We start from the raw sequence: 15,158 nt of genomic DNA on the forward strand, positions 1-15,158 counted from the left end.
CGCGCGCCGCGCGGGCGCGACGCAACGGAGACAGCCTGCCCGTGACAGCGCAGACCGCGACCGGACGCCTTCTCGCCGCGACTCTTCTCGTCGCCTGCCTCCAGCTCGCCCCGGCGCAGGCGCAGGAACCGGCCGCGATGCCGTCGACGCCGGCGACCCTGCCCGCCGCCAACGGCCAGTGGACCCACGCGATCACGCTGATGGGCCAGCCGAAATACGGCCCCGACTTCAAGCATTTCGACTACGCCGACCCGGCCGCCCCCAAGGGCGGGATGGTCCGCTTCGGCGCGCAGGGCGGGTTCGACAACTTCAACATCGTCGTCGCCGGCCTGAAGGGCGACCTCGAAGGCGGCATCCAGCAGATCTACGATCCGCTGATGACCGAGTCCTCGGACGAGCCGTTCACGTCCTACGGGCTGCTCGCCGAGGCGGTCCGGATTGCCCCCGATCTCGGCTCGGTGTCGTACCGGCTGCGCCAGAACGCCCGCTGGCACGACGGCCAGCCGATCACGCCCGAGGACGTGGTCTGGTCCTTCGACGTGCTCAAGGCCAACAGCCCGTTCTACGCCGCCTATTACCAGACGGTCGCGAAGGCCGAAGCGACCGGGCCGCACGAGGTCACCTTCACCTTCACCGAGACCGGCAACCGCGAGCTGCCGCAGGTGATCGGGCAGCTGCGCGTCCTGCCCAAGCACTGGTGGACCGCCAAGGACGCCAACGGCAAGCAACGCAGCGTCACCGAGACCACCCTGGAGCCGCCGCTCGGCTCCGGCCCGTACCGGCTCGCGAAGTTCGAGCCCGGGCGGACCGCGACCTACGCCCGGGTGCCCGACTATTGGGGCAAGGACCTGCCGGTGAATGCCGGGCGCTACAACTTCGACACCGAGCGCTACGAGTATTTCCGCGACGGCACCGTGCTGGTCGAGGCGCTGAAGGGCGACCTGTACGACTTCCGCGTCGAGAACATCGCCCGGAACTGGGCCACGGCCTACGACGATTTCCCGGCCGTGAAGGAAGGTCGCCTGATCAAGGAGGCGTTCCCCGACCGCGGCATGGGCATCATGCAGGCCTTCGTGTTCAACACCCGCAAGGACAAGTTCAAGGATCCGCGCGTGCGCCGGGCCTTCAACCTCGCGATGAACTACGAGGAGATGAACAAGGCCCTGTTCTACGGCCTCTACAACCGGATCAATTCCTACTTCTTCGGCTCGGAGCTGGCCTCCTCGGGATTGCCGGAGGGCGACGAGAAGGCGGTCCTCGAGAGCGTCAAGGACAAGGTCCCGCCATCCGTCTTCACCACGCCGTACACCAACCCGGTCAACGACAGCCCCGAGGCCGTGCGCAAGAACCTGCGCGAGGCCGTCGGCCTGCTGCGCGAGGCGGGCTACGAGCAGCGCGGCGGCAAGATGGTCAGCAAGGCCACGGGCGAGCCGCTGACCGTCGAGTTCCTGGAATTCCAGAACACCTTCGAGCGGGTAATCCTGCCGTTCTCGGCGCAGCTGAAGCTCATCGGCATCGAGGCGACGCTGCGGGTGATCGATCAGGCCCAGTACCAGAACCGGATCCGCAACTTCGATTTCGACGTCACCACGTCGAACTGGGGCGAGTCGCTCTCGCCGGGCAACGAGCAGCGCGAGTACTGGGGTTCGGCGGCCGCCGACAAGCCGGGCTCGCGCAACCTGATCGGCATCAAGGATTCGGGCATCGACGCGCTGATCGAGAAGGTGATCTTCGCCAAGGACCGGCCCGCGGTCATCGCGGCCACCCGCGCCCTCGACCGGGTGCTGCTCGCCCACGATTACGTCGTGCCGCAATGGTCCTCGAACCAACAGCGGACCCTGCGCTGGAACCGCTTCGGCCACCCTTCGATCCTTCCGCTCTACGCCAGTTCCGGCTTCCCGACCACGTGGTGGTACGACGAGGCGCGGGCCGCGAAGACCGGAGCCCCGCGTTGACGGGCGCCCCGTGGACGCCAACCCGCCGGGGTCTGGTCCTGGGAGCCGGTGCCCTGGCGGCGATCCGGCCGTCGGGCGGGACCTGGGCGGCCGACGCGGAGCGCCACGGCCTATCCAGTTTCGGCGAGCTGAAATACGGCCCCGCCTTCGAGCACTTCGACTACGTGAACCCGATGGCGCCGCGGGGCGGCCGCTTCTCGGGCCAGCTCTCGTCGTCGACCGGAAATCAGGCGCTCAACACCTTCAACACGCTCAACATCTACGTGCTGCGCGGCGAGGGTGCCGCCGGGATGAACCTGACCTTCGACAGCCTGATGGTCCGCGCCCTCGACGAGCCGGATGCGGTCTACGGGCTGCTGGCGCGCTCCGTCGCGGTCAGTCCGGACGGGCTGACCTACACGTTCTCGCTCCGCCCGCAGGCGCGGTTCCACGACGGCTCGCGTCTCACCGCACAGGACGCCGCCTTCAGCCTCAAGCTCCTGCGCGACAAGGGCCATCCCGAGATCGCCGAGGTCATCCGGGCCATGACCGATGCGCGGGCCGAGGGTGAGGATCGGCTCGTCGTCACCTTCGCGCCGGACCGCGCCCGCGACCTGCCGCTGTTCGTGGCGCAATTGCCGATCTTCTCGGCGGCCTATTACGGCGGCCGCGACTTCGAGGCCTCGACCCTTGAGGCACCTCTGGGTTCCGGCCCCTACCGGGTCGGGGCGGTCGATCCCGGCCGCTCGATCGGGCTGGAGCGGGTGCCGGATTACTGGGCGGCCGATCTGCCGGTGAATGTCGGCCAGAACAGTTTCGACACGATCCGCTACGAGTATTTCCGCGACCGGACCGTGGCGTTCGAAGCGTTCAAGAGCGGCGCGTTCACGTTCCGCGAGGAATTCACCGCCCGGGTCTGGGCCACCGGCTACGACTTCCCGGCGCTCGCCGAGAGGCGCGTCGTCCGCGAGACGGTGCCGGATGCGCGGCCGAGCGGCACCCAGGGCTGGTGGATCAACACCCGCCGGGAGGCCTTCCGCGATCCCCGGGTGCGCGAGGCGATCGGCCTGTGCTTCGACTTCGAATGGTCGAACCGCAACCTGATGTACGGCGCCTACACGCGCACCGCCTCGTTCTTCGAGAATTCCGATCTCAAGGCGACCGGCAAGCCCTCGGCCGAGGAAATCGCCCTGCTGGAACCGCTCAAGGATCTGCCGCCGGAGGTGTTCGGCGAGGCCTGGACGCCGCCGGTCTCGGACGGATCCGGCCAGGACCGGGCCCTGCTCAAGCGCGCCGACGCGCTGCTGCGCGAGGCGGGCTGCACCCGACAGGGGGGAAGCCTCCTGCTGCCCGGCGGGCAGCCGCTGACCCTCGAGTTCCTGGACGACGATCCGGTGTTCCAGGCCGTCACGCAGCCCTTCATCCGCAATCTCGGGCTGCTGGGGATCCGGGCGAGCCTCCGCACCGTCGATCCCTCGCAGTATCAAGCGCGGCTCAAGGATTTCGACTTCGATCTCACGGCCCGCCGTTACGCCAGCGGCATGACGCCGGGCGCGGAGCTGCGCGAGACCTACGGCTCCCGGGCGGCCAGAACCGCGGGATCGAACAACCTGTCGGGGATTGCGGACCCGGCGATCGACTCGCTGCTGACCGCGATCGCCGACGCCAAGTCGCGGGCGGAGCTCACCACGGCCTGCCGCGCCCTCGACCGGGTGCTCCGGGCCGGGCGCTACTGGGTGCCGATGTGGTACGGTTCGACCCATCGCCTCGCGCTGTGGGACATTTACGGCCGCCCGGCCAACCCGCCGAAATACGATCTCGGCGCCCCCGGCACGTGGTGGTTCGACGCCGACAAGGCGAAACGGATCGGGCGGGATTGACGCCATGCTCGCCTACATCCTGCGCCGTATCGGCCTGATGATCCCGACCCTGCTGGGGATCATGCTGATCACCTTCACCATCGTGCAGTTCGCCCCCGGCGGACCGGTGGAGCGGGTGCTGTCCCAGCTCCAGGGCCAGCGCGACGGCGCGATGTCGCGCGTGACCGGCGGCTCCGGCGATCTCGGCGGCGCCGCACGCCCCTCCGGCGGCGGCGGCGAGGCGAGTTCCCGCTACCGCGGCGCGCAGGGCCTCAGCCCCGAATTCATCGCCAAGCTGGAGAAGCAATTCGGCTTCGACAGGCCGGCGCCGGAGCGCTTCGCCAAGATGCTCTGGGACTACGTCCGATTTGATTTCGGCCGCAGCTACTTCCGCGACGTCACCGTCATCCAGCTGATCAAGGAGCGCCTGCCGGTCTCGATTTCGCTGGGCCTGTGGATGACGCTTCTGTCCTACGCGATCTCGATCCCGCTCGGTATCCGCAAGGCCGTGAAGGACGGCGAGCGCTTCGACCGCTGGACCTCGTTCGTGGTGATCATCGGCTACGCGATCCCGGGCTTCATGTTCGGGCTGATGCTGATCATCCTGTTCGCCGGCGGCTCGTTCTACCAGTTTTTCCCGCTGCGCGGCCTGACCAGCGAGGGATGGGAGGGCTTCTCGACCTGGCACAAGGTCACCGACTACGCATGGCACATGGTGCTTCCGCTGACTGCCCTGGTGATCGGCGCCTTCGCCACCTCGACCCTGCTGACGAAGAACTCGTTCCTCGACGAGATCCGCAAGCAATACGTGCTGACCGCGCGGATGAAGGGATTGTCCGAGCGACGCGTGCTCTACGGCCACGTCTTCCGCAACGCCATGCTGATCGTAATCGCGGGCTTCCCCGGAGCGTTCATCTCGGCCTTCTTCACAGGCTCGCTTCTGATCGAGACGATCTTTTCGCTCGACGGGCTCGGGGAACTGTCGTTCCGGGCGATCGTCGGGCGGGATTACCCGGTGGTGTTCGCCACGCTCTACATCTTCTCGCTGCTCGGGCTCGCGGTGAACCTGCTCTCCGACCTGATCTACGTCTGGATCGATCCGCGGATCGATTTTTCCGCGCGGGCGACGTGAGGCTGCGTCAGGACAGCGGCGAGCCCGGATCCGGCAGCGCGATGGTCGAGGTCGCTTCCGCGATCTGGTCCGGGCCGCCCTTCGGCGGCCAGGCGCCGGAGGCGTACGCGGCCGCCCGGAGGGCCGCGCGCTCCTCCAAGCTGGAGAAGGCCCAGATGTGCGTGATCCGCGGCGGGCCGTCGAGGGCGTAGAGGTTGGTGACGAGGTGCTCGGTATAGGTCCGGGCCGGCGCGATCGCCGCCTTCCAGGCCGCCAGCGTCGGCGCGAGACCGCCGGGCTTCAGACGGTAGGTGCGAACCTCGTAGACGCCGCCGCGGGATCCGGTGCGCAGCGGCGGCAGGAACGGGAACGGCGCGTAGCTGTCCATGGACAGGGCCGTGAGGCGATCGCCGGCGTTGAACGGCGCCGCGCTCATCAGGGCGCGCCGCCGCTCCGCCGTCAAAGCCTCTTGCGTGTCGAAGCCGCGCAGGACGAGTACCTGCCCGAGGGCGCCGATGTCGGTTCGCCAGCAGCCCAGCAGCGTCCCGGCCTCCGCTTCGGCGGCCCAGGCCCGCGCCTGTTCGCAGACGGGACCGACGGCGAGAATCGGACAGGACAGGGTCGCGAGTTCGTAGAGCATGGCCTGCTTCCGCCTTCGATGGGCATTTTCGCCGATGCGGTCCGCTCCGTCACTCCGCGCGAAGCGACGGGCCCCAGGGCGGCGCGACATCGGGAGCCGTGGCGCTGCCCCGGATTGCTTCGCTTCGCTCGCAAGGACGGCGCCGGGAGTGTCGACGCGAACGAGCGTAACGTCTGACGGACGAAGCTAGATCACGTCACTCACCGGTCCAGGATCCGTCTGTGTCCGCTCCGGCTGATCCAGAACCCTGGCCACCGTCAGGCGCAGCGCCTGGGCGCTCCGGTAGCCCACCGCCGCCGCCACGGCCTGGGGTGAGCGCCCCTCGGCCTCCAGCGCCAGGGCGCGGATCACCCGCGCGCGCGCCCGCCAGTCGCCGAAGCTCAGGCCGGTCTCCGCCCGGAAACCGCGGGTCAGCGTGCGCCGGCTCGCCCCGGCGCGGTCGGCCCAAACGTCGAGATCCGCCCCCGAGGCCGGATCCTCGATCAACCCGAGGCAGACCCGGCGCAGGCGCGGGTCGCGGGGCAGCGGCAGGACGAGCGGCGTCGCGGGCGCACGGCCGATCTCGTCGAGCACCAGGGCCGCGAGATGGCCGCCGCGCCCGTCCTCGTCATAGAGCACCGGCTCCGCCGCGAGGGCCGTCAGCGCCGCGGCCAGGAGCGATGAGACCGCGATCACCCGGCAGCCCGTCGGGAAGCCGGTGACGGCGGCAGGATCGAGATAGGCCGAGCACATCGCCACCGCACCGTGGGTCGCCACCGCGTGCGGCAGGCGCGGCGGGATCCAGAGGGCGTGGCCCTCAGGCACGACCCAGGTCCCATCCTCGGCGGACGCCATCATCAGGCCGGCGGTGGCGTAGAGGAGCTGCGCGCGCGGGTGGAAGTGGCGATCCAGCACCATCCCGGCCGCGTAGGCCTTGGGCATCACCGCGACCGCGCGCGGCACGTCCTGATAGTCAGCCGCGTTCGTGGACCGCGCAGGTCGGTGCGCCGCCGCCAGCGAATTTGGCCCGTTCGCATACATACTCGGCCCGACACCTCCATCGGGTCAGGCTATCAGGGTCCAATCCCGGAGGATACGCCGCGATGGATTCGGACACGCTGTCCCGCCGCACCCTGCGCTTCGTTAACGTCGCGCACGCCCTCGATCACTTCGTGCTGCTGATCTACCCGACCGCGGTCATCGCCATCGCGGCGCAGACCGGGCTCGGCTACGGCGAGTTGATCGGGCTCGCCACCGGCGCCTTCGTGGCCTTCGGCCTGTGCTCCCTGCCGATGGGGTCGCTGGCCGACCGGTTCGGGCGCCGCAACATGCTGGCGGTGTTCTTCTTCGGCTACGGCCTGTCCTGCCTCGGCGTGGCGAGCGCCTCGACGCCGCTCGGCTTCGCCCTCTGGCTCTGCGTGCTCGGCCTCGCCTCGGCGATCTACCACCCGGTCGGCTCGGCCATGCTGGTGACCCATGCCCGCCGGCTCGGGCGCGACCTCGGGATCAACGGCGTCTGGGGCAATTTCGGCGCGGCCTCGGCCTCCGGCCTCACGGCGCTGCTCGCCGCCACCATCAGCTGGCGCGCGGCCTTCGTGGTCCCGGGCCTCGTCTGCCTCGCCTGCGGGGCGGCCTTCCTGGCGCTGGTGCCGGGCGACGGCGAGGCCTCGGGCAAGAAGGCCGGCGGCGCCGCGGTGATCCCGGTCACCCGGCCCTGGGCGCTGATGGCGATGTTCGGCCTGTCGATCTTCGCGGGCGGCCTGACCTTCAACCTGACGACGATCAGCCTGCCCAAGGTGATCGACGAGGGCGTCGGCCACGCGCTGCCCCTGGCACTGACCGGCTCGATCGCCACCGGCGTGTTCCTGTTCGGCGCCCTGATGCAGCTCGCCATGGGCCGGCTGATCGACCGCTACAGCCTGCCCGCCCTGTTCGTGGCGCTCTCGGTGCTGCAGCCGCTGGGCCTCGGGATCGCGGCCCTGAGCACCGGCGTGCCCCTGCTCGGCGGACTCGTGCTGGCTATGACGGCGATCTACGGGCAGGTGGTGATCAACGACGCCATGATCGCCCGCTACGTGCCCCCTGCCTACCGGGCCCGGGCCTACAGCGTGCGCTACTTCGTGGGGTTCACGGCGAGTGGATTCGTAGTCCCGGCCATCGCGCTGCTGCACGACCGCGGCGGCTTCGCGCTGGTGCTCGGCGCCGCCTCGGCCTGCGGCGCGGTGATCTGGCTCTCGGCGATCGGCTTCCTCAGGCTGACCCAGGGCGGCGCGCGGCCGGCGCTCGCCGCAGCGGAGTAGCGGGACCGTTTGCGGCGCTCGGCCGACGCTGCTACGCGGCCCTCCTCCGACCCGTGAGCATCGTGACCCCGCCGTGAGCCCCCTGTCCCTCGTCATCCGGCCGGAGCGGCTGGAGGATGCCGCCGCCATCGAGCGGCTCCAGGCCCGGGCCTTCGGCCCCGGTCGGTTCGCCCGCACCGCCTACCGCCTGCGCGAGGGTGCGGCCGAACGGATCGAGCTCGGCGTCACCGCCTCCGTGGGCAGCTTCCTCGTCGGCTCGGTGCGGATGGGGCCGGTACGGACCGGAGCGACATCCTTCGTGATGCTCGGACCGCTCGCGGTCGATCCGAGCTTCGAAGGGCGCGGGATCGGCGGAACCCTGACCCGCGCGGCGATCGAGGCGGCACGCGAGGCAGGCGAAGGCCTCGTGCTCCTGGTGGGCGATGCCCCCTACTACAGCCGGTTCGGCTTCACCCCCGTGCCCCAGGGGCAGATCGCCCTGCCGGGACCGGTCGATCCGACGCGGCTCCTCTGGCTGGAGCTGGCGGCGGGTTTTCGCGACCGGGTCGCCGGTCTGGTCGAAGCGGTTCCGGCGTCGGGCGTGTAGTGTCCGCCCGGCCTCAGAGACCGGGCGATTCTGAAGCGTGACGCTGTCAGCGGCGGGTGCCGGTGCCGCTGGTGCCGGACGTCCCGGACGTCCCGGTGGCCGAACCGCCGGTGCGGGAGGTCGAGCCGGTCGTGTCCGAGGTGCCGGACTTCATCTCATGACCGGGCGCGTAACCGGAGGCGCCCGGGCTTCCGGCCTTGCTGCCGCGATCCTGCATCTCGTGACCCGGCGTCCGGGACGAGGCCCCCTGCTCTGCCGCGAAGGCGGTGCCCCCGAGGGCCAGGGTGGCCAGGACGATGATGGGCAAGCGCTGCATGGCGTGTCTCCTCCTGTAGGGGCCTCGTAATGCCGGACCCGCCCGGACCGTTCCGAAACAGTCGGCCGGGCCTCACGCCCGCCGGAGGGCCAGCCCGGCGATCAAACCGGCCGAGAGGAGTGCCAGCGCGACGGGCGTCGCCGAGGTGGCGGGCCAGGCGGACGCCGCGGCCGTGAACAGCGCCCCGAAGGTCATCTGGGTGAAGCCGTAGAGGCTGGAGGCGGAGCCGGCCGCGTGCGGATCGACGTTCATCAGCCCGGCGACCGCGTTCGGGCTGAGGAGTCCGACGCCGACCGCGTAGGCGAACAGCGGTACGATGAGGCTGACGACACCGAGCATCCCGGTGCGGTCGACCACCAGCAGCGACAGGGCCGCCGCGATGCAGAGGAGGTTGCCGCGCCGCGCCGCCTTGCGGATCGGGACGCGGGCCGCGAGGCGGCTCGCCAGGACCGCGCCGCCGACCATGCCGAATACCACGATCAGGCAATCGAACCCGACCTCCTGCGACGAGCGCCCGAGCCGGTCCACGAGCAGGAACGGCGCCACCGCCAGGAAGGCGTAGAGGCTCGTGCCACCGCAGGCGCCGGCAACCAGGTAGGCGCGGAACACCGGGATCCGCACGAGCCGCAGATAGCCGGCGAGCACGGCGACGAAGCCCGGCAGCGCCACCTTATGGCGGTTGGTCTCGGGCAGGGTGAACACCACCAGGGTGCCCAGCACGGCCACGAGGCCGGCGAGCACCACGAATACCGCGCGCCAGCCGAAGGCCTCGTTCACCACGCCCCCGATCGCCGGCGCCAGTGCCGGCGTGAGCGTCATCGCGGTCGTCAGGATCGCGAGCTTGCGGGCCGCATCGTCGCGGGTCGAGACGTCCCGCACCATGGCGCGGCCGATCACCAGGGAGCCGCAGGCGCCGAGCGATTGCAGGACGCGGGCGACGAGCAGGGTTCCGATATTCGGTGCCGGGATCGCGAGCAGCAGCCCGACGAGATAGAGGCCGAGCCCGCCGATCAGGATCGGCCGCCTTCCGTACCGGTCCGAGAGCGGGCCGTAGAGCAGCTGACCACCCGCGAGACCGATCAGGTACACGGTGATGGTGAGTTGCGCGCCGGCCGCGTTGGTGCCGAGATCCGCGGCGGCCGCCGCGAGGGCCGGCACGAAGATGTGCAGGGCCACCGTTCCGGTCATGGTCACGGCGACCAGCAGCGGCAGGGGAGCGCGTCGCTCCCCCGCATCGGGACGTCGCACGAGCAAGGCAGTTCCTTCGCGGTTGCCGACCCGGACGGATGCCGGGCCGCGGCCGCTTTAAGGCAAAGGCCGGGCCCGGAGCCATGCCATCCGAACGCGCCTGACGCGCAGGGTGTCCGACCGCCGCCGGGTCCGGGCCGCGTGGCGGCCCGGTCGGCCCTACTGCTGCTTCGGCAGAGGCTGCGGCGTGGGCAGGGGCGCGTTCTGGTCCTTGGTCGGACCGCCGACCTCAAGGTCCTTCGCCCGGTCGACCGCCTCGGGATTGGCCTGGGCCGGCGGCTCCTTGGCGGCCGGGGACGCGGGCGCTGTGGGCTCGGCGGGGATCAGGCTCGACGGCGTTCCCTGCTGGTCGCCGTCATGGGCGCTGGCCGGGGGCGACGGCGCGTTCCGGTCACTCGATTCACTCGGCGCGCGCGGGCTGCCGGGGGACTTCTCCTCCACCGGCTTGGCCGTGCTGGTGTCGGCCGGCTTGGCCGGGCTCTCCTTGCCCTCGGACGGCTTCGATGCGGCCGGCTTTGCGGCGGACGGCTTGTCGGCAGCAGGCTTGTCCTCGGGCTTCGCCGCCGCCGGCTCGGCCGCAGGCGGCGCGTCGCTCTTCTCGACGGCGGGCAGCGGCTTGGGATCATCCGCGTTCGAACGCAGATAGGCGATCACGTTCGCGCGCTCCTGCGGCGAGGCGATGCCGGCGAAGGCCATCTTGGTGCCTTTCGCGTACCCCTTCGGATTGGTCAGGAAGGCGTCGAGATCCGCGTAGGTCCAGGTGCCGCCCTTCTCCTTCAGGGCCGCCGAGTACTCGAAGCCAGGATGGGCGCCCTTCGGCCGCTCCACGACGCCGTAGAGATCCGGGCCGACCTTGTTCGGGCCGCCCTTCTCGAAATTGTGGCAGGCGTGGCAGGCCTTGGTGCCAGCCTCGCCCTTCTCGGCGTTGGCGCTTGCGAGCCGGACCGCAATCGGCTCCACCTTGGCCTCCGGCGCCGCGGCAGCGGCCTGCGGCTCCGGCTCGGGCAGATCGTAGCCGGCTTTGCCAGCCGGCTTCGGATGGTAGATCAATTCGGCGACGAAACCCGATCCGGCCGCGAACAGCAGGGCGCCAAGGACGGCCCCCAGGACTTTGTTCACCTCGAACGAGTTCATGCTCTTCTCGCGACTCGGCCCGGACCGATCGCACGCCTGGTTCGGGCGAGCAGGCACGGACACCGGACATTGGAAGATTTCGCGGTTGCCTTAGCCGTTCCGGACCGCTCCTGACAATGCCGCCGGGGCCATCCGCGGCGCTCCGGCGCAGGATTGTTCCACCGAATTGTCCAGCTTGTCACCCGGCGGCCTCGTTGCGGCATCTTTTCTCTACGTGCGCCGTCCGCCGGTCCCGGGGGACGACAACCGGGGACGGGCCTGTTAAGCAGCCGGCCGATTCCCGGCGCGGGCAGCACGTGCCCGCGCCCAGGTCCGATTTCGCATGTCCGATCCCCTGGTCCTGATCCCGGCCCGCCTCGCGGCGACCCGCCTGCCGAACAAGCCGCTGGCCGACATCGCCGGCGAGGCCATGATCGTCCATGTCTGGCGCCGGGCCGTCGAGGCCGGGATCGGCCCCGTTGTGGTCGCCACCGACACGGCCGAGATCGCCCGGACCGTGGAGGCGGCGGGCGGGCTCGCGGTGATGACCCGGGCCGACCACCCGTCGGGCTCCGACCGGCTCGCGGAGGCGCTGGAGATCGTCGATCCGGAGGGGCGCCACGACGTGGTGGTGAACGTGCAGGGCGACCTGCCGACCATCGATCCGGCGATCATCGGCGCGGCCGTCCTGCCGCTCGCCGACCGGACGGTCGACATCGTCACCCTCTGCGCCCCAATCGTTGATCCGCACGAAGCCGACAACCCGAACGTGGTCAAGCTGGTCGGCCACCAGGTCGGCCCCGGCCGCCTGCGCGCGCTCTACTTCACCCGCGCCCGCGCCCCCTGGGGCGACGGGCCGCTCTGGCACCATATCGGCCTCTACGCCTACCGGCGCACCGCCCTGACCCGCTTCGTGGCCCTGCCCCCGGGTGAGCTGGAGGTTCGCGAGAAGCTGGAGCAGCTGCGGGCGCTCGAGGCCGGCATGCGCATCGACGCCGCCATCGTCGACGATCTGCCCCTCGGCGTCGACACCCCCGCCGACCTGGAGCGCGCCCGCGCCCTGCTCCAGGCCCGGCGCCTCAACTGAACGCGCGTTCGAAACCTCGCCGCCATGACAGACCGCATTATCGCCTACCAGGGTGAGCCCGGGGCCAACTCGCACATCATCTGCGCGGAAGCCTTTCCGGACTGGACGTCCCTACCCTGCGCCACCTTCGAGGACGCGTTCGCGGCCGTCACGGAAGGCCGCGCGCAGCGGGCGATGATCCCGATCGAGAACTCGATTGCCGGCCGCGTCGCCGACATCCACCACCTGATCCCGACCTCGCCGCTGCACATCGTGGCCGAGCACTTCCTGCCGATCCACTTCCAGCTCATGGTCCTTCCGGGCACGCCGATCGAGTCGATCCGGACGGTCCACAGCCACGTCCACGCGCTGGGCCAGTGCCGCCGAATCGTCCGTCGCCTGGGCGTCAAGGCCGTGGTGGCCGGCGACACTGCCGGAGCCGCGCGCGAGATCGCCGAGATCGGCGACCCGAGCCGGGCGGCCCTGGCGCCGGCGCTCGCCGCCGAGGTCTACGGGCTCGACATCGTGGAGCGCGACGTCGAGGACGAGGCGCATAACACCACCCGCTTCGTGGTGTTCTCCCCCGAGGCCGAGCCGGTCGCGCCCGGGACCGAGCCCTGCGTGACGAGCTTCGTGTTCCGCGTCCGCAACATCCCGGCCGCCCTGTACAAGGCGCTCGGCGGCTTCGCGACGAACGGCGTCAACATGTCGAAGCTCGAGAGCTACATGTTGGACGGCGAATTCACCGCCACGCAATTCTACGCGGAGGTGGACGGCCATCCGGAAGATTCGGGCCTCGCCCGCGCCCTCGACGAACTCGGCTTCTTCTCGCGCGAGCTGCGGCTGGTCGGCACCTACCCGGCCCACCCGTTCCGCGAGGCGGCGCGGCCGGCGGCGGAGTAGCGCCCGGCCTATTCCCGGCGAAGCACCCGGTCCACCGCCAGATCCGACCAGAACCCGGGCCGGAAATCCCGCTTGAGCGCTTCGGGATCGTAAATCGTCTCGACCCAGGTCAGGAAGTCGATCCCCCTGGCCTCGCCCTCCAGGCGGTAGCGGGCGAAGAACGCGTCCAGGATTCCGGTCTTGGCGAAGCGGAGATGGCCGTAGCGGGCCGAAAGCTGTCGGGCGGCCTCGGCGACCGGCCGGCCCTCGTGCAGGATCAGGTACAGGGCCGAGGCGAGACCGGCCCGGTCGGCGCCCGATTTGCAGTGCATCACCGCCGGGTACTGGACGCTCGCGAAGAACGCCTTGGCACCCAGGATGGTCTCCCGGTCCGGCGCCTCCCGGGAGCGCAGCACGAATTCCCGCAGGATCAGGCCGTGGCGCTCGCAGGCCTCGCGCTGCAGCGGCCAAGACCCGTGCTCGCGGCCGCCGCGCAGGGAGATGATCGTGCGCACGCCCTCGGCCCGGAAGCGGGCGAGCTGGTGGGGCCCGGGCTGCGCCGATCGCCAGAGCGCACCCGTGCCGACCCGATGGCGGTTGAGGTAGGCGAGGCGGAACACGCCGTGATCCATTAGCAGCATGTTGGCCCAGGCCCTCAGCCGGTCGCCGGGGCCGGCGATCGGCCGCTCGAAGCGGGCGATGCGGGCCATGCGTCGCGCGTAGCGCGTCTCGGGCTTGAGGAAGCGGTTGAACAAGGCCGTACTGCCGGAGGAAACGAGCGCGGGCTCTACCAGCCGCCCGATGGGCGGGCAATTCGCGCGTCCTGCCGCCGTCGCGGGCGAGCGCCGGAAACCGGCGCCGTTCTTGCCTTCACTCCGCCAGGATCGGCATCGAACCTGCGGCGACCGCGCGGGTTATCCGCCGGTCGGACGAGGGGAGGCCGGAATCCCATGACCACGCGCACCACGAGCATTCGCCGGGCCCGCGAGGCCGATCTCGGCAGCTTGTCCAAGGTGTTCGATGTGTCGTGGCGTGAGGCCTATCGCGGGATCATTCCGGGACTGCCCCTGGAGCGCCTGATTGCAAGCCGCGACCGGACGTGGTGGCGCGGCGCCCTGCGCCGTGGCCGGCCGATCGCCGTCGTCGAGACCGGTGATCGGGTGGTCGGCTACGCCGCCTACGGCCGCACCCGCAGCCGGGCCCTCGGCACGGAAGCCGAGATCGACGAGCTTTACCTCCTGCCGGAATACCAGGGCGTCGGCCTCGGACGCCGCCTGTTCCGCGCGGTGCGCAACGACCTCGCGGATCATGGCCTGACCCAGCTCGGCGTCTGGAGCCTGGAGGACAATACCCGGGCCGGAGCGTTCTACGAGGGGCTCGGCGGCAAGGCCGGCCCGCGCGTGCTGGACCGCGTGGCGGGCGTCCCCCTGCCCAAGGTCGGCTACCTGTTCGGCTGACGTTTTCCGGCGCCCGTTGCCCAGCGGCAACCCTTCCAGATTTGCATTGGCATTGCGCGTCTCTAAGAGGTCTGGGAAGCGAAACAGTCCGCATCCCGGAAGCGAAACGCCATGAAAATTGACGCCATCCCGCTCGGCAAGAAGCCGCCGCACGACATCAACGTGATCGTCGAGGTGCCGCTCGGCGGCGAGCCGATCAAGTACGAGATGGACAAGGATTCCGGCGCGCTGGTCGTCGACCGGTTCCTCTACACGCCGATGTTCTACCCGGGCAATTACGGCTTCATCCCCCACACCCTGTCGGGCGACGGCGATCCCTGCGACGTGCTGGTGGCCAATACCCGCGCGGTCTTGCCGGGCGCGATCATCAGCGCCCGCCCGGTGGGCGTGATGGTGATGCAGGACGAGGGCGGCGAGGACGAGAAGATCATCGCGGTGCCCTCGCGCCACCTGACCAAGCGCTACGACCGGGTCGAGAACTACACCGACCTGCCCGAGATCACGATCCACCAGATCCAGCACTTCTTCGAGCACTACAAGGACTTGGAGCCCGGCAAGTGGGTCAAGTTCGTCCGCTGGGGCGACAAGGAGGAGGCCCACCGGTTGATCGAGGAGGCGATCGAGCGGGGCAAGGCCAAGAAGTAGCGGTTCCGGCGGCCGCACCCGC

The 15,158-nt window shown here is 70.4% G+C and carries 15 protein-coding genes; 9 read left to right on the forward strand and 6 right to left on the reverse strand.

Features of this window, described 5'->3' with window-relative positions; translation table 11 throughout:
* The first annotated feature begins 41 nt into the window (after nt 1-41).
* The 3 genes from JOE48_RS10675 to JOE48_RS10685 are packed head-to-tail and all read left to right on the forward strand — an operon-like array spanning nt 42 to nt 4,925.
* Complete coding sequence (locus JOE48_RS10675) at nt 42-1,955, forward strand: extracellular solute-binding protein (protein ID WP_210029708.1); 1,914 nt, start codon at nt 42-44, stop codon at nt 1,953-1,955.
* Complete coding sequence (locus tag JOE48_RS10680; protein WP_210029709.1) at nt 1,952-3,814, forward strand: extracellular solute-binding protein; 1,863 nt, start codon at nt 1,952-1,954, stop codon at nt 3,812-3,814. Before JOE48_RS10675 ends, JOE48_RS10680 begins: the two co-directional genes overlap by 4 nt.
* A 4-nt stretch (nt 3,815-3,818) precedes the next feature.
* Nucleotides 3,819-4,925, forward strand: coding sequence for a microcin C ABC transporter permease YejB (locus tag JOE48_RS10685; RefSeq protein ID WP_210029710.1), 1,107 nt, complete (start codon nt 3,819-3,821; stop codon nt 4,923-4,925).
* A gap of 7 nt (nt 4,926-4,932) precedes the next feature.
* Here JOE48_RS10685 and JOE48_RS10690 read toward each other — a convergent pair whose 3' ends face one another.
* On the reverse strand, nt 4,933-5,544 hold the full coding sequence (locus JOE48_RS10690) for an NIPSNAP family protein (protein WP_210029711.1): 612 nt from the start codon (nt 5,542-5,544) through the stop codon (nt 4,933-4,935).
* A 186-nt stretch (nt 5,545-5,730) separates the two neighbouring features.
* Nucleotides 5,731-6,564, reverse strand: a complete 834-nt coding sequence (locus JOE48_RS10695) for an AraC family transcriptional regulator (protein WP_210029712.1) — start codon at nt 6,562-6,564, stop codon at nt 5,731-5,733.
* Nucleotides 6,565-6,626: 62 nt separating this feature from the next.
* Between JOE48_RS10695 and JOE48_RS10700 the strand changes: the two genes are divergently transcribed.
* Together JOE48_RS10700 and JOE48_RS10705 are read left to right on the forward strand one after the other, a co-directional pair.
* A complete protein-coding gene (locus JOE48_RS10700; protein WP_210029713.1) occupies nt 6,627-7,823 on the forward strand; it encodes an MFS transporter in 1,197 nt (398 codons plus the stop codon).
* A 73-nt stretch (nt 7,824-7,896) separates the two neighbouring features.
* Nucleotides 7,897-8,409, forward strand: coding sequence for a GNAT family N-acetyltransferase (locus JOE48_RS10705; protein WP_210029714.1), 513 nt, complete (start codon nt 7,897-7,899; stop codon nt 8,407-8,409).
* A gap of 46 nt (nt 8,410-8,455) precedes the next feature.
* Here JOE48_RS10705 and JOE48_RS10710 read toward each other — a convergent pair whose 3' ends face one another.
* The 3 genes from JOE48_RS10710 to JOE48_RS10720 form a co-directional block, all read right to left on the reverse strand.
* Nucleotides 8,456-8,725, reverse strand: a complete 270-nt coding sequence (locus JOE48_RS10710; protein WP_210029717.1) for a hypothetical protein — start codon at nt 8,723-8,725, stop codon at nt 8,456-8,458.
* A 72-nt stretch (nt 8,726-8,797) separates the two neighbouring features.
* Entirely contained in the window at nt 8,798-9,973 is a 1,176-nt protein-coding gene (locus JOE48_RS10715) for a multidrug effflux MFS transporter (protein ID WP_312893161.1), read from the reverse strand.
* A gap of 159 nt (nt 9,974-10,132) precedes the next feature.
* Nucleotides 10,133-11,107 (reverse strand): cytochrome c family protein, encoded by a 975-nt coding sequence (locus JOE48_RS10720; protein WP_210029720.1) that lies wholly within the window; start codon nt 11,105-11,107, stop codon nt 10,133-10,135.
* A 322-nt stretch (nt 11,108-11,429) separates the two neighbouring features.
* Here JOE48_RS10720 and JOE48_RS10725 point away from each other — a divergent pair, with 322 nt between their 5' ends.
* The gene (locus JOE48_RS10725; protein WP_210029721.1) at nt 11,430-12,173 is read left to right on the forward strand and encodes a 3-deoxy-manno-octulosonate cytidylyltransferase; all 744 of its coding nucleotides are present in this window, start codon (nt 11,430-11,432) and stop codon (nt 12,171-12,173) included.
* A 24-nt stretch (nt 12,174-12,197) separates the two neighbouring features.
* Complete coding sequence (locus JOE48_RS10730; protein WP_210029722.1) at nt 12,198-13,055, forward strand: prephenate dehydratase; 858 nt, start codon at nt 12,198-12,200, stop codon at nt 13,053-13,055.
* Nucleotides 13,056-13,063: 8 nt separating this feature from the next.
* Here the strand turns inward: JOE48_RS10730 and JOE48_RS10735 are convergent, their stop codons facing one another.
* Nucleotides 13,064-13,789, reverse strand: coding sequence for a tyrosine-protein phosphatase (locus JOE48_RS10735; protein WP_210029723.1), 726 nt, complete (start codon nt 13,787-13,789; stop codon nt 13,064-13,066).
* Nucleotides 13,790-13,984: 195 nt separating this feature from the next.
* On the opposite strand from JOE48_RS10735, the gene JOE48_RS10740 reads away from it, so the two are divergent.
* Together JOE48_RS10740 and ppa are read left to right on the forward strand one after the other, a co-directional pair.
* Complete coding sequence (locus JOE48_RS10740) at nt 13,985-14,491, forward strand: GNAT family N-acetyltransferase (RefSeq protein ID WP_210029724.1); 507 nt, start codon at nt 13,985-13,987, stop codon at nt 14,489-14,491.
* A gap of 111 nt (nt 14,492-14,602) precedes the next feature.
* Nucleotides 14,603-15,136 (forward strand): inorganic diphosphatase, encoded by a 534-nt coding sequence (gene ppa / locus JOE48_RS10745; protein ID WP_210029725.1) that lies wholly within the window; start codon nt 14,603-14,605, stop codon nt 15,134-15,136.
* Nucleotides 15,137-15,158 lie beyond the last annotated feature (22 nt).

It is taken from the genome of Methylobacterium sp. PvR107 (genome assembly GCF_017833295.1).
In the GTDB taxonomy this organism is placed as follows: Bacteria; Pseudomonadota; Alphaproteobacteria; order Rhizobiales; family Beijerinckiaceae; genus Methylobacterium.

Bases quoted from the DNA above. Each gene is read 5' to 3' on its own strand.
- ppa (WP_210029725.1), top strand. From the start codon at position 14,603: ATGAAAATTGACGCCATCCCGCTCGGCAAGAAGCCGCCGCACGACATC.
- JOE48_RS10710 (WP_210029717.1), bottom strand. From the start codon at position 8,725: ATGCAGCGCTTGCCCATCATCGTCCTGGCCACCCTGGCCCTCGGGGGC.
- JOE48_RS10690 (WP_210029711.1), bottom strand. From the start codon at position 5,544: ATGCTCTACGAACTCGCGACCCTGTCCTGTCCGATTCTCGCCGTCGGT.
- JOE48_RS10730 (WP_210029722.1), top strand. From the start codon at position 12,198: ATGACAGACCGCATTATCGCCTACCAGGGTGAGCCCGGGGCCAACTCG.
- JOE48_RS10695 (WP_210029712.1), bottom strand. From the start codon at position 6,564: ATGTATGCGAACGGGCCAAATTCGCTGGCGGCGGCGCACCGACCTGCG.
- JOE48_RS10685 (WP_210029710.1), top strand. From the start codon at position 3,819: ATGCTCGCCTACATCCTGCGCCGTATCGGCCTGATGATCCCGACCCTG.
- JOE48_RS10720 (WP_210029720.1), bottom strand. From the start codon at position 11,107: ATGAACTCGTTCGAGGTGAACAAAGTCCTGGGGGCCGTCCTTGGCGCC.
- JOE48_RS10740 (WP_210029724.1), top strand. From the start codon at position 13,985: ATGACCACGCGCACCACGAGCATTCGCCGGGCCCGCGAGGCCGATCTC.
- JOE48_RS10725 (WP_210029721.1), top strand. From the start codon at position 11,430: ATGTCCGATCCCCTGGTCCTGATCCCGGCCCGCCTCGCGGCGACCCGC.
- JOE48_RS10700 (WP_210029713.1), top strand. From the start codon at position 6,627: ATGGATTCGGACACGCTGTCCCGCCGCACCCTGCGCTTCGTTAACGTC.